The sequence below is a fragment of the Rhodococcus sp. JVH1 genome, assembly GCF_000280725.2.
GTDB lineage: Bacteria > Actinomycetota > Actinomycetes > Mycobacteriales > Mycobacteriaceae > Rhodococcus_F > Rhodococcus_F jostii_A.
The window spans coordinates 2,500,659-2,514,234 of record NZ_CP166289.1 but is presented as its reverse complement, the minus strand read 5'-3'; the positions used below and the strand labels follow the sequence as shown (position 1 = coordinate 2,514,234).

Sequence of the window (13,576 nt, the reverse complement as noted above, 5' to 3'; positions counted from 1 at the left end):
CGAGCATCGAGTGCCCACTTGGTGAGACGGTGTAACACCGGTCGCGGTCCGGCCGATACGTCGGGCGGGGGTTCTTCTGTCGCGGCTGCGGCGCTTTGTGTCACCCTCTGTTCTTCCCTCACCGCTTCGGGCACCGCGGTGTGCGTTCTCCACCGTCTTCGGCATCTGTGCAGGTAACGCGGCCAGTCCAGTCTCAGGTAACTGGCCCTCACCGATTCCGCTCCCGCGCCGTGCGGGCAAATCGGACACTCGCCGATCCCGTTCGGCGACCCTTCCCGGTGGTCGCCGCGCATCCCGCGGCGGACCCGGATCGCGGGCTCTGAGCGGACCCGCCTTCGGCACGCAGGCCAGAGTGGGACTAGTTTCTACCTGAATGAAGTTGTTACTCATTGGTTTGAGCTTGAGAGGGATGCTTCGTGCCTGACAATGACACAAAGCCCACGCTTACCTACCCTGGTGGTGAGCACACGATGTCCATTGCCAGGGCAACCGAGGGCAATGACGGTATCGAACTGGGCAAGCTGCTCGCCAGCACCGGGTACACCACCCTGGACCCGGGTTTCGTCAATACCGCCTCCACCAGCTCCGCGATCACCTACATCGACGGTGAGCACGGGATTCTCCGCTACCGCGGGTACCCGATCGAACAGCTGGCCGAGAAGTCGACCTTCATCGAGGTCAGCTATCTGCTGATCTACGGTGAGCTGCCCACCACGGCGCAGCTCGAGTCGTTCACCGACCGGATCCGGCGCCACACGCTGCTGCACGAGGACCTCAAGAGGTTCTTCGACGGATTCCCGCGGAACGCACACCCGATGCCGGTCCTGTCCAGCGCCGTCAACGCGCTGTCCGCGTACTACCAGGATTCCCTGGACCCGGCCGACCCGGAACAGGTCGAGCTGTCGACCATCCGTCTTCTCGCGAAGCTGCCGACCATCGCGGCCTACGCGTACAAGAAGTCCGTCGGGCAGCCGTTCCTGTACCCGGACAACTCCCTGAACCTGGTCGAGAACTTCCTCCGGATGACGTTCGGCTTCCCCGCGGAGCCCTACGAGATCGATCCCGAGATCGCCAAGGCTCTCGACATGCTTCTGATCCTGCACGCCGACCACGAGCAGAACTGCTCGACGTCGACGGTGCGGCTGGTCGGCTCGTCCGACGCCAACCTGTTCACCTCGATCTCCGGTGGCATCAACGCACTCTGGGGCCCGCTGCACGGCGGCGCCAACCAGGCCGTGCTGGAGATGCTCGACGAGATCAAGGCCAGCGGCAGCAACGCGGACGACTTCGTCCGCAAGGTCAAGAACAAGGAAGACGGTGTGAAGCTCATGGGCTTCGGACACCGTGTCTACCGCAACTACGACCCGCGCGCGGCGATCGTCAAGAAGACGGCTCACACCATCCTCGAGAAGCTCGGCGGCGACGACGAGCTGCTCGACATCGCGATGGCGCTCGAAGAGGCGGCGCTCACCGACGACTACTTCGTCGAGCGCAAGCTGTACCCGAACGTCGACTTCTACACGGGTCTGATCTACCGCGCGATGGGTTTCCCCACGCGCATGTTCACCGTTCTGTTCGCCATGGGCCGCTTGCCCGGGTGGATTGCACACTGGCGCGAGATGCACGAAGATCCCGCTACGAAGATCGGCCGTCCGCGCCAGATCTACACCGGTTACACCGAGCGTGACTACAAGGACGTCACAGGTCGCTGATCGCGAATACCTGTGCCGAACCATAGAGCCCTCACCGAGGAGGACATATGACCAAGCCCGAGATCGAATTCCAAGACGGACCTGCCCCGACCGACCTGGTCATCAAGGACGTGGTGGTCGGAGACGGCGCCGAGGCCGTTCCCGGGGGCACCGTCGAGGTGCACTACGTCGGCGTCGAGTTCGAGTCCGGCGAGGAGTTCGACTCCTCCTGGAGCCGCGGCGAGTCCATCCAGTTCCCGCTGCGCGGCCTCATCAAGGGCTGGCAGGACGGCATCCCCGGCATGAAGGTGGGCGGACGTCGTCAGCTCACGATCCCGCCGGAGCTGGCCTACGGTCCCGCCGGCGCCGGACATCAGCTGTCCGGCAAGACGCTGGTCTTCATGATCGACCTGCTGGACGTGAAGGAATAGTCTCCCCAGCACCGAAAGCCCCGCATCACCTCACGGTGACGCGGGGCTTTCCGCTTTCCGTGCTTCCGCTTTCGGGGGCTGGTGTGGGGTGTCGGTGTGGAGTTCGACGACGAGCCGGGCGCCACCGAGCGGGCTGACTTCGAAACGTGCGCTGCCGTTGTGCAGTGCCGCCTGCTGCGCGACGAGCGCGAGGCCGAGACCCGACCCGCTCTTCGTCGCGTTGGAACCGCGGTGGAACCGTTCGAACACCACGGCCCGTTCGGTCTCGGGCACCCCCGATCCGTTGTCGTCGACGACGACGGTGGTGATGCCGTCGGCCGCTCTCAGCGTGATCGTCACCGCGGTGGCGCCGCCGTGCCGGACCGCGTTCTTGATGGCGTTGTCCAGGGTGAGGCGCAGCCCACCGGGCATGCCGCGAACCGTCACCGGGGTCGCGTCGACGGTCACCTGCAGTCCCGGATTGTGACGCATCGCCTCCTCGGCGGCGAGGTCGCTGATGTCGACGAGGTCGCAGTCCACGAAGTCCTTGTCGGTGGACAGTTCGCCGCGGGCGAGGCGTTCGAGATCGGACAGCGTCGATTCCACCCGGCCTTGTGAGCGGGCGAGGTCGCGGAGGATCTCGTGCTGCTGTTCCGGCGTCAGGTCGAGAGTGGTGAGGACCTCGAGGTCGGTGCGCATCGCGGTGAGCGGGGTCCGGAGTTCGTGTGCCGAGACGGCCGCGAAGTCGCGTGCGGTGGCGAGCGCGGCGGTGGTCGCGTCCTGCGCCTCCGCGACGTCGCGCAGCATCGACTCCGCGGCGGAGGCCAGTTCGTCCGCCTCCCGTACACCGGAGGTCGTGGGCGTCAGCTTCGGTTCGCGGCGCACGATGCGGCCGGTCAAGTCGACCAGCGGTCGCACGGCCCGACCGCCGAACAACCAGCCGAGACCGCTGGCCGCGGCGATGGCGAGCACTCCGACGAGCGCCACCTGTCGTTGCTGCTCCGACGTCACGTCCTGGGCTTCGGCGTACGGCACGGCCAGGGAGATCCGGGTGCCGAGGAGCGGCACGGTCGCGGTGTACGCCCGGTACTTCGTGTCACCGACCTCGACGGTCTGCTGGCCCGGGTCGAGTTCGGGCAGCTGGGTGGGGGTGCTCACGAGCACGGTGTCGCCGTCGGCCGAACGGATCGTGATGGCGAACGCACCCTTGTCGCCCAGTGCCCCGAGGAACAGTCCCGCGGTGGCCGCGTTGGGAACCAGGACGTCCGACGCCGTCTCCAGCCGCCGGTCGAGTTGCGACAGGTTGTTCCGGTTGATCGCCAGCGACACCAGGATGCCGAGCGCCACGACGATGATCGTCGCCCCCAGCGCGGTCGCGGCGGCCACACGGGTCCGGAGGGAGAACGACCGTTTCACGACGGTTCCCGGAGCACGAACCCGACTCCGCGGACCGTGTGCAGGATGCGCGGTTGACCACCGACTTCGAACTTGCGACGCAGGTAGCCGACGAACACGTCCACGACGTTGGTGTCGGCGACGAAGTCGTACCCCCACACCAGTTCGAGGAGCCGTTCACGGCTCAGGACGATGCCGACGTTGCGGGCGAGCACCTCGAGGAGTTCGAATTCCCGTTTGGTCAGCGTGACCTCCTCGCCCGCCATGAAGACCCCGCGTGCGGACGTCCGGATCTCCAGGGCGCCGACGCGGATCGGTGGGGTCGCGGGCGAACCGGCCGGCGCGGCTGCCGTCGTTCCGTGCCGCCGCAGCATCGCCCGGATCCGAGCGATCAGTTCGGCGAGGACGAACGGCTTGACCAGGTAGTCGTCGGCGCCCGATTCGAGGCCGGAGATGCGGTCGTCGACGGTGTCGCGGGCGCTGAGCACGCAGATCGGGATGTCGTTGTTCATCGCGCGCAGGGCGGTCACCACACCGGTGCCGTCGATGACCGGCATGTTCATGTCGAGCACCATCGCGTCCGGACGTCGTTCGCTGACCACCCGGAGCGCGTCGGCGCCGTCGACGGCCGTGAGGACGGTGAATCCGGACAGGCGCAGGCCGCGTTCGAGGGACGTCCGCACGTCCTCGTCGTCGTCGACCACGAGGACACTGGCTGAGTCGGTGACGGTCACTCCTGCATTGTGCCGTGAGCGCGACCACTGAGCGTGCGGATGGCAGTTGTGGGAGCGTGTCTCGTCCGTACACTCGTTGGAGATGTTTTCTTCGCTGCAGGCATTCGAACTGACCGAAACCAACCGTGACTGGCTGATTCACCGCCCGGCCGAGATCGCGACCTACGTCGTCCTGGCGCTCGTGCTGCGTTTCGCGTTGCACCGGATGATCGACCGGATGACGCGGCCCCGGGAGCCTTCCGACAAACCGGCCATGCTCCGTCCCCTGCGGGAACGCGCCCCGCGCGGCGTCAAGGAGGCAATGGTCAACGAGCGCCGCGCGCAACGCGCCCGGACGATCGGGTCCGTCCTCAAATCGACCGTGTCGATCGTGGTGCTCATCTGGGTGGTGCTCCAGGTCCTCGCCGTCCTCGGCGTCAACGTGGCGCCGTTCATCGCGTCCGCCGGAGTGATCGGTGTCGCACTCGGATTCGGTGCGCAGAACCTCGTCCGGGACTTCCTGTCGGGCATCTTCATGCTGCTCGAGGACCAGTACGGGGTCGGGGACGTCGTGGACCTCGGCGAGGCCGTGGGCACGGTCGAGACGGTGGGTCTGCGGGTCACCACGATCCGCGACGTCAACGGCACCCTCTGGTACTGCCGCAACGGTGAGATCGTCCGCGTCGGCAACATGAGCCAGGGTTACGCGGTCGCGGTGGTCGATCTGCCGATCGCGCACGCCGCCAACGTGCAGCGGGCGTGCGAGGTGGCACTGGAGGCCGTCACCGAGGCGGCGAAGGGCGACGCGATCGCGGCCGACGTACTCGAACCCCCGGAACTGCTGGGCGTCAACTCGGTGACCGCGGAATCGGTCACACTGCGGATCACCGCGCGGACCAAGCCCGGCAGGCAGTGGGCGGTGCAGCGGACGTTCGCCCGCGCGGCGCTGTCGGCGTTCGAGCACTACGACATCGACGCGCCGTACCTGTCGGTGCTGTCGTCGGCTCGCTCCACCAACTGATCGGCCCGCGCTTCGTTACCGTGGCAGGTATGGACACCGCACTCGTCTGGTTCCGGCGCGACCTCCGGCTCGGTGATCTGCCGACGCTGCACACGGTGTCCGAGTCGGGGGCGCGGGCGCTCGGGCTGTTCGTCCTCGACGACCGGCTGCTGACAACATCGGGCGGTGCTCGCCGGGACTTCCTGTTCCGCAGTCTCGCCGCACTGGACGACCAACTCGACGGCCGGTTGCTGGTGGTGAAGGGCGATCCCGTCGACGTGGTTCCGAGGGTCGCGAAGAAGGTATCGGCCGAAGAAGTGCACGTGAGCGCGGACTACGGGCCCTACGGTCGCGAGCGTGACGCCGCCGTCGCGGAGCACGTCGATCTGGTGGCCACCGGTTCGCCGTATGCCGTGGCGCCGGGCCGGGTGACGAAGACGGACGGGGAGCCGTACCGCGTGTTCACCCCGTACTTCCGGCAGTGGCTCGAACACGGGTGGCGCGCGCCGATCGACACCGGGTCTGCGACGGTGGAGTGGCTGGACCCGAACGACGTGAAGGCGCGGCGGGTGGCGATCCCCGAACCGGAATCCGACGGGTGCCCCGCGGGTGAGGCGGCGGCGCTGCAGCGGTGGGCGGAGTTCTGCGACGACGACCTCGCCGGCTACGAGGATGCGCGGGATCGTCCCGGTCTCGACGCGACGAGCCGGATGTCCGTCTACCTGAAGTACGGCAACATTCATCCGCGGACGATGCTCCGCGATCTCGCGCGCCGCCGCAGCACGAGCGCCGAACAGTACCGGCGGCAGCTCGCGTGGCGGGACTTCTACGCCGACATCCTCGTCCAGCGCCCCGACAGCGCCCGCGGGAACTATGACCGTCGCTTCGACCACATCCGCTACGACAGCGGTTCCGACGCCGAGGAGGCGTACACGGCGTGGTGCGAGGGCCGCACGGGGTTCCCGATCGTCGACGCCGGGATGCGTCAGCTGAAAGCCGAAGCCTGGATGCACAATCGGGTGCGGATGATCGTCGCATCGTTCTTCGTCAAGGATCTGCATCTGCCGTGGTGGCGGGGTGCCCGCTACTTCATGAACCAGCTCGTCGACGGGGATCTCGCGAACAATCAGCACGGCTGGCAGTGGACCGCGGGATCGGGGACGGACGCGTCGCCGTACTTCCGGGTGTTCAACCCGACGACGCAGGGGGAGAAGTTCGACCCCGACGGCGAGTACGTGCGGCGGTGGGTGCCCGAACTGCGCGGCATCCCCGGCAAGGCCGTCCACGCTCTGAAAGACGGCCGCCCCGAGGACTATCCGCCACCGATCGTCGACCACGCCCACGAACGGCAGGAGGCCCTTGCCCGCTACGGCGAGATCAAGGCCCTGTGAGTACTTGTTAACCGCGGGCGGTTAATAAGTACTCACGGGCGCTTTGCGCATGAGAAGCCCGAGGAAGGCTGCCGCGGCGAGGACGATGACGAGTCCGCCGTAGATGCGGGTGGTGTCGACGAGCCCGACCTTCCCGACGAGGTATCCGGCGATCAGTGCCGGAACGCTGTTGGCGAGGTAGGCGATCACGTAGATGCTCGACAGCAGTCCCGCGCGCTCGTGCGGTTCGGCGAGCGGCATGACGGTGCGGATGGTGCCCTGGAAGCCGGCGCCGAACCCGACGCCCGCCACCGCGGTTCCCGCGAGAATCCACAGCGCCGAGGACGTTTCGGCGCCGACCAGGGTGATGGCGACCCCGGCGACGAGGGCGGACGCTCCGACGTACAGGATGGGGCGTGCCGCCACGTTGCGCAGCAGGAACACCGCGGATGCACCGGTCCCGGTGAGTGTCGCGACCATGACGGCGCCGATCAGCGACGTGTGGACGTCGAGCGCGTTGCGGGCAAGCGACGGTCCGAGTGACAGGTAGAAGCCGCCCAGCGCCCACACGGCGACCAGGCAGGGTCCGGTGAGGACGAGCATGCCCAGTGCGGTGGGCGGGACCGCGAGTGTCGGACGCATCGAGGCCAGAGCCCCCTTCTGCCGGACCGCCGTCTCGGGTGCCGCCCAGATGCCGAGGATTTCGAGGAGGAACAGCGCGAAGAACACCAGGAACACGGTGCTGGTGGGCCGGGGAAGGTGCTCGCTGATCAGGCTCGATCCGATGGCGCCCAGTGCGAGGCCGACGGTGGGCGCGATGCTGTTGACGGTGGCGCCGCGTCCGGGCGTGCGTTCGAGGTCGAGGAGTGTGGAACCGAGTGCGCTGATCGCGGCGCCGGTGGCGAAACCCTGCACGACGCGGGCGAACAGCAGGAGGCCGATGCCTTCGGCTGTCGCGAACATGATCATCGAGGCGGCTTCGACCACGAGTGCCGTGATCAGCACGGGCCGGCGGCCGACGTAGTCCGAGAGCGAACCGACGGTGAGCAGCGCCAGCAGCAGGCTCACGGCGTAGATGCCGAAGACCAGCGTCGACTGCAGCGACGAGAAACCCCAGTTCGACTGGTACACCTCGTACAGCGGTGTGGGTGCGGCAGACGCGCCGAGCAGGGTGGCGATCACGACCGCGACGAGCGTGAAGGCGGCTCCGCGGCGCAGTGCGGGTCGGGACGTCGGTGGTGCTTCGGGCGCGGCAAGCGTCGTCATGGCGTACTCCCGGAAACATTAATGCAAAAGGTTTGCGTTAATGTACGCTACGCCGCCACCATTCTTAATGCAACGTCTTTGCGTTAGCATGGGGGCATGAGTCCGGCTCCAGGTCCACGCCCCGGTGGTCGCAGCGCCCGCATCCAGCAGGCGGTGCACGCGTCCACGCGCAAACTTCTCGACGAGCGCGACCGAGCGGACATCACCGTCCCGATGATCGCCGCCGACGCCGGGGTCACCCCGTCGACCATCTACCGGCGCTGGGGGGACATCACCGAATTGTTCGCGGACGTCGCGCTCGAGCGTCTGCATCCCGACGCGCCCCCGCGTGAAACCGGCAGTGTGCGAGGCGACCTCGTCGCCTGGGCGCAGGACTACCTCGAGGAGATGTCCTCGCCGGTGGGGCGGGCGGCACTGCGCGACGTTGTGATGAGCGCCGACACCCTCAGGTCCGAGGACGGCACCAATCAGTTCAAGTGCGCGACGTTCTGCCGCACCCAGATCGAGACGATCCTCGGACGCGGCGAACCCGTGCAGGGCGTGGTCGAGCACGTGATCGACCACGTCGTGGCGCCGATCATCTACCGCATCCTGTTCGACCTCGACCCCCTCGAAGCGGACCGCGTCGAGGAACTGGTGGTTCACGCACTCGACGCGGCCGTCCGGGTCTGAGAGGTCAGCCGCCCAGCTGCTTCTTCAGCGCGTCGAGTACGGCGACGTCCTCGATGGTGGAGGGCACCGTGTACTCCTCGTGGTCGGCGATCTGCCGCATCGTCTTGCGCAGGATCTTGCCCGAGCGGGTCTTGGGCAGTGCCTGCACGACCGTCACGTCGCGGAACGTGGCGACGGCGCCGATCTGCTCGCGCACCATCGCGACCAGTTCGTTGCGGAGCGTGTCCGGGTCGATCTCGACCCCGGCCTTGAGCACCACGTAACCGCTGGGCCGCTGGCCCTTGAGTTCGTCGCGGATCCCGACCACCGCGCACTCGGCCACCGCGGGGTGCCCCGCGACCACCGCCTCCATGCTGCCCGTCGAAAGCCGATGTCCGGCAACGTTGATGACGTCGTCGCTGCGGCCGAGGACGAACACGTACCCGTCCTCGTCGATGTAACCGGAGTCGCCGGTCAGGTAGTAGCCGTCGAACGTGGCGAGATACGACCTCACGTACCGCTCCGGGTCACGCCACAACCCGGCCAGGGTGCCCGGGGGCAGCGGCAGTCCGATCACGATGTTGCCCTCGGCCCCGGCGGGAACCGTGTTCCCTTCGGCGTCGACCACCTGGACCCGGTACCCGGGCACCGGGACGGTGGGGGAGCCGGCCTTCAGCGGCATCGGTTCGAGCCCGCGCAGGTTGGAGCAGATCGCCCAGCCGGTCTCGGTCTGCCACCAGTGGTCGACGACGGGACGGCCGAGGACGCGGGTGGCCCACGCGTACGTGTCGGGGTCGAGGCGCTCGCCTGCCGCGAACAGCGTCTTCAGTGAGGAGATGTCGTACTTCTCGATCTCCTTCGCGTCGGGATCGGCCTTGCGGACGGCGCGGATCGCGGTCGGGGCGGTGAACAGCGCCGACACACCGTGATCGGAGATCACCCGCCAGAACGCGCCCGCATCCGGGGTCCCGACCGGCTTGCCCTCGTAGAGCACGGACGTGGCACCGGCCAGGAGCGGCCCGTAGACGATGTACGAGTGCCCGACCACCCAGCCCACGTCGGACGCGGTCCACCACACGTCGCCCGCGCCGATGTCGTAGATGTTGCGCATCGACCACGTGAGCGCGACGGCATGCCCACCGTTGTCGCGGATCACGCCCTTCGGCTTCCCGGTGGTGCCGGACGTGTAGAGGATGTACAGCGGGTCCGTCGCGGCCACCGGAACCGGCTCCGCGGGTGACGCATCCGCCATCAGCGCGTCCCAGTCGAACCACGCCGCCCCGTCACCCTGGTAGTCGGCGGCCGAACCGGGGACCTGCTCCCGGTCCTTGACGATCACCGTGTGCGGAGGGGTGCCGGACAACTCCAGCGCCTTCGCCACCATCGGCAGGTAGTCGACGGTGCGCCCCGGCTCGAGGCCGCCCGACGCAGTCACCAGGACCACCGGTCCGGCGTCGTCGATGCGGGTGGCGAGTTCCTTCGCGGCGAAACCACCGAACACCACCGAGTGCACGGCGCCGATGCGGGCGCAGGCCAGCATCGCGATCGCCGCTTCGGGGATCATCGGCATGTAGACGATCACCCGGTCACCGGCCACCACGCCCTGGTCCTTCAGGACGCCGGCGAACCGGGACACCTCGTCCAGAAGTTCTGCGTAGGTGTAGGTGCGGGACGCAGCGGGGGCCATCGCCGAGTCGTAGATCAACGCAGCCCGATCCCCGTTGCCGTCCCGGACGTGCCGGTCGAGGGCGTTGAAGCAGGTGTTCAGCGACGCGTCCGGAAACCACCGGTACATCGGGGCGGCGGAATCGTCGAGCGCCCGCGTCGGCGGCTTCACCCATTCCACGGCCTCGGCGGCGGCGAGCCAGAAGTCCTCGGGACTGTCGGTGCTCCGGCGGTACACCTCGGCGTAGCTCTGGCCATGGTCGTCGCTCGAAGGCGGAGTTCCCGGGGAGCTCATCGATGCACGTCCTCTCGTCGTCGTGTGACCCGCAACACCCTATGCGACGTCGGGTGTCCGGGACACCGTCCGGACGGCCGGGGCGGACGCCTGCGCTGGGCGGTGGTTTTTCGTCGCCCAGCGGAATCGCGTCGTGAATCGGTCAGAGGCCGAGGGAACCGGCGATCATCGGCCAGGAGTTGTGCAGGTCGTCCTGCCAGTAGCCCCACGAGTGGGTGCCGGTGGGCCGGAAGTCGTACGTGGCCGGGATTCCCAGAGCGTTCAGTCTGTCGGCCAGCCGATGGGTGCACTCGTTGGTTCCGGCCTCGATGATGCCGCCGATGATCACCTGGTTGGCCAGCACGCCGACGTCTCCGTTGATGTCCGGGCCGTTGAGGTTCTCGTGGATGCCGGGCAGCCCGGTGGCGTTGCTGATGTACAGGTCGATGCCGCGCAGCTTCTCGGCATTGACGACGGGGTCGTTGGCCACCCAAGCGGGGTCGTCGGGCGGTCCCCACATGTTCTCGACGTCGCCGCCTCGGAAGCTGACGACGAAGGTGACGTAGTCCCGGCCCGGTTTGGTGCTCGTCTCGGCGCACCCGCTGAACGCGCCGACTGCGCGATACAGCGACGGGGCCGCCTCGGCCAGGCTCAGGACGGATGTGCCCGACATCGACAGACCCGCGATGGCATTTTCACCGTTCGTTCCGAGTGTGGCGTCGACGATCGGCGGAAGTTCCTCGGTGAGGAAGGTGGTCCACTTGTTCACGCCGAGGACGGGATCGGGCTTCTCCCAGTCGGTGTAGTAGCTGTACGCCCCGCCGACGGGAGTGACGACGTTGACGTTCTTGTCGGCGAAGAAGTCGACCACGTCGGTCCTCGCCTGCCAGGTTGCCGAATCCTCGCCGCCACCGGCACCGTTGAGCAGGTACAGAGTCGGCCGGGGCACGCTCGTGTCGGCGGGGCGGATCACCTCGAGGAGAATCACTTTCTCCATCGCTGCCGAGTAGACGAACATGTTCAGTTGGCGGTCGTCGATCTCCTCGATGTGGTCGAGGACGGATCCGTCTGCCGACGCCGGCTTGTCGGCGGGAAGGGCCCGCCACTCGTCCGCCGACGCCGCTGCCACCTGACCGAACATGGCCGACGACGCAACGACGGCGACCGCCAGGAGTGCCCGACAGTGTCCGATCGCGCTCATAGCCGCTCCTCGTGCTTTGACTGCGGTGCCCGACAACCGTCCGGTGAATACTCAGAACATTGCCCCTTCACGGTAACCGGCAAACATTCCCCGGGGCGGCTGAACGGACACCGGACTTCGCCGCGACGCCCGCCCTATCGTGGAAGCATGACGCTGCTCGCCGAAGACCTGCTGTTGCTGCTGCTCGACGACACTTCGGGAAAGCCCGTCGTCGACGGGACCCGGATGCCGCGCGTCCTCGCCGGCGCCGTCCTTCTGGAACTGGCCCTCGGCGACGTCGTCACCCCGGCCGAACCCGGCGAGGATGTCAAGAAGGGGCGTCTCGTCGTCCGGGACGGAGTGCGGCCGCAGGATCCGCTGCTCGCCCGGGCCGTCGACCGCATCGGTACGTCCAAGCCGATGAAACCGGAAGCAGCCATCGAGAAGCTCGCCAAGAACCTGCGCGACGAACTCGCGAAGCGCATCGTCGACGCGGGATGGGTCCGCGAGGAGAAGGGCAAGGTGCTGGGCATCTTCCCCACCACCCGGTGGCCGGAGGTCGACGGCAGCCACGAACGCGCGCTGCGGTCCGCACTGGGCGCCGCACTCCTCGACGGGATCACCCCCACTCCGCGCACCGCCGCGCTCGTCTCGCTGCTGTCCGCCATCGTCGCGGGGAGTGGGTAGGCGGGCGGGCTCTGATCCGGGTCTTGTGGAGCGCAGGGGATTTCGCTAGCGTAGAACACATGTTCGATACGGGGGTATTCGATCGGGGGGTTCGCGAGACGGTCTGCTGTCTCGTCGACGGGGAATCCGATGTGGGTCTGGTCGAGTTGATGACCGACCTGCATCGCAGTGAGTCGGTGGTGGCCGAACGGAAGCTGGCGGTGATCGCCGAGCTCTTCGTACGCCGCACTGCCGAGGTCGAGTCCGGCGGGGCGTGGACGTCGACCGCACACGAAGTGGTCGAGGCCGAGATCGGTGCCGCGCTCACCATGGGGCGAGCGGCGGCGGGTCGGCTGATCGGCCTGGGCATATCGTTACGTACCCGGTTGCACACCACACGCGAGGTCATGGCGCGCGGTGATCTCGACATGTACCGGGTGCGCCTGATCGACGACGCGACGGCAAACGTCAGCGATGACCGGATCGGCGAGGTCGAACATCAACTCCTCGAACAGGTTCTGGCCCCACTTCGCTCCGGTGGAACCGGGTTGACCGGCCGCAGGCCGACGAATGCCGCCAACCGCATCATCGCAAGGCTCGACCCGGCAGGGGTGCGGGCCAAGCGGGAGAAGGCACAGGCGGACAGCTTCGTCGGAGTCGGTGCGGCGGAGGACGGCATGTGCCGAATCCTCGGTCCCATCCCTGCGGCGCAGGGTCGCGCATTCGACGCGAGATTGCGTGAACCGGCAAACACCGTGTGCCCGAAGGATCTTCGAACGTACGAGCAGAGACGGGCCGACGGATTGTCCGCGCTCATCGACGGGGTCGGGTTCGTGCACTGTGAATGCGGGCGAGTCGATTGCGGCAAGAGCTCCCGCATCGCGACGACCGCGCGCAAGCCCCTCGTGCACCTGATCATGCTCGACTCCACACTTGCGGGCGGCGACGAACCGGCCTACCTCGACGGCTACGGAATCGTCGACGCGGCGCACGCGCGCGAGATCGCAGCCGACGCGGATGTCGAAGCGGCGCGGGCACCGGGTTCTGTCGTCCCGACCACGTACCGTCCCGGCACCGTGCTCGACACCTGGATGCGGGTGCGGGCCGGCGGGTGCGAGTGGTTGCACTGCCTATTGTCGAAATCATCACCGGCTCAAACATTCCGGTCACTGGAGGGTGTCCGCTGGCGGTGGATTCGAGTTGGTCGCGCCCACCGGTCACCGATACCGACCGCGGTCGTCGGGGCTCCTGGGTGCCGGACGGAGCGATGCCGGCGGAAGCGACCACGGTGGCGG

At 67.7% G+C, this 13,576-nt stretch carries 10 protein-coding genes and 2 pseudogenes; 7 read left to right on the top strand and 5 right to left on the bottom strand.

Translation table 11 applies throughout. The annotated features are described in order from the left end of the window. Positions 1-416: 416 nt before the first annotated feature. Together JVH1_RS11320 and JVH1_RS11315 are read left to right on the top strand one after the other, a co-directional pair. Complete coding sequence (locus JVH1_RS11320; protein WP_005263314.1) at positions 417-1,712, top strand: citrate synthase; 1,296 nt, start codon at positions 417-419, stop codon at positions 1,710-1,712. A gap of 47 nt (positions 1,713-1,759) precedes the next feature. Further along, positions 1,760-2,122 carry an FKBP-type peptidyl-prolyl cis-trans isomerase gene (locus JVH1_RS11315; protein ID WP_005244090.1) on the top strand — a complete coding sequence of 121 codons (363 nt, stop codon included), beginning with the start codon at positions 1,760-1,762 and terminating at the stop codon, positions 2,120-2,122. Positions 2,123-2,152: 30 nt separating this feature from the next. On the opposite strand, the gene JVH1_RS11310 is transcribed toward JVH1_RS11315, so the two are convergent. Both JVH1_RS11310 and JVH1_RS11305 read right to left on the bottom strand, forming a co-directional pair. After that, the gene (locus JVH1_RS11310) at positions 2,153-3,517 is read right to left on the bottom strand and encodes a HAMP domain-containing sensor histidine kinase (protein ID WP_011597266.1); all 1,365 of its coding nucleotides are present in this window, start codon (positions 3,515-3,517) and stop codon (positions 2,153-2,155) included. Further along, complete coding sequence (locus JVH1_RS11305; RefSeq protein WP_009478043.1) at positions 3,514-4,230, bottom strand: response regulator transcription factor; 717 nt, start codon at positions 4,228-4,230, stop codon at positions 3,514-3,516. The genes JVH1_RS11310 and JVH1_RS11305 overlap by 4 nt, the downstream gene beginning before the upstream one ends. 82 nt (positions 4,231-4,312) lie before the next feature. Here JVH1_RS11305 and JVH1_RS11300 point away from each other — a divergent pair, with 82 nt between their 5' ends. Both JVH1_RS11300 and JVH1_RS11295 read left to right on the top strand, forming a co-directional pair. Then, the gene (locus tag JVH1_RS11300) at positions 4,313-5,230 is read left to right on the top strand and encodes a mechanosensitive ion channel family protein (protein WP_009478044.1); all 918 of its coding nucleotides are present in this window, start codon (positions 4,313-4,315) and stop codon (positions 5,228-5,230) included. A 29-nt stretch (positions 5,231-5,259) separates the two neighbouring features. Further along, positions 5,260-6,600, top strand: coding sequence for a deoxyribodipyrimidine photo-lyase (locus tag JVH1_RS11295; RefSeq protein ID WP_009478045.1), 1,341 nt, complete (start codon positions 5,260-5,262; stop codon positions 6,598-6,600). A 21-nt stretch (positions 6,601-6,621) separates the two neighbouring features. On the opposite strand, the gene JVH1_RS11290 is transcribed toward JVH1_RS11295, so the two are convergent. Continuing rightward, positions 6,622-7,845, bottom strand: coding sequence for an MFS transporter (locus tag JVH1_RS11290; protein WP_009478046.1), 1,224 nt, complete (start codon positions 7,843-7,845; stop codon positions 6,622-6,624). Between the two features lie 96 nt (positions 7,846-7,941). Here JVH1_RS11290 and JVH1_RS11285 point away from each other — a divergent pair, with 96 nt between their 5' ends. After that, on the top strand, positions 7,942-8,517 hold the full coding sequence (locus JVH1_RS11285; protein WP_011597271.1) for a TetR/AcrR family transcriptional regulator: 576 nt from the start codon (positions 7,942-7,944) through the stop codon (positions 8,515-8,517). 4 nt (positions 8,518-8,521) lie between these two features. Here JVH1_RS11285 and JVH1_RS11280 read toward each other — a convergent pair whose 3' ends face one another. Further along, positions 8,522-10,456 (bottom strand): propionyl-CoA synthetase, encoded by a 1,935-nt coding sequence (locus tag JVH1_RS11280; protein ID WP_009478048.1) that lies wholly within the window; start codon positions 10,454-10,456, stop codon positions 8,522-8,524. Between the two features lie 142 nt (positions 10,457-10,598). Beyond that, a complete protein-coding gene (locus JVH1_RS11275) occupies positions 10,599-11,636 on the bottom strand; it encodes an alpha/beta hydrolase family protein (RefSeq protein WP_009478049.1) in 1,038 nt (345 codons plus the stop codon). Positions 11,637-11,783: 147 nt separating this feature from the next. On the opposite strand from JVH1_RS11275, the pseudogene JVH1_RS11270 reads away from it, so the two are divergent. Both JVH1_RS11270 and JVH1_RS11265 read left to right on the top strand, forming a co-directional pair. Beyond that, positions 11,784-12,290 (top strand): annotated as a pseudogene (locus JVH1_RS11270) (GPP34 family phosphoprotein); the annotation flags it as partial. Positions 12,291-12,361: 71 nt separating this feature from the next. Beyond that, positions 12,362-13,297 (top strand): annotated as a pseudogene (locus JVH1_RS11265) (DUF222 domain-containing protein); the annotation flags it as partial. Positions 13,298-13,576 lie beyond the last annotated feature (279 nt).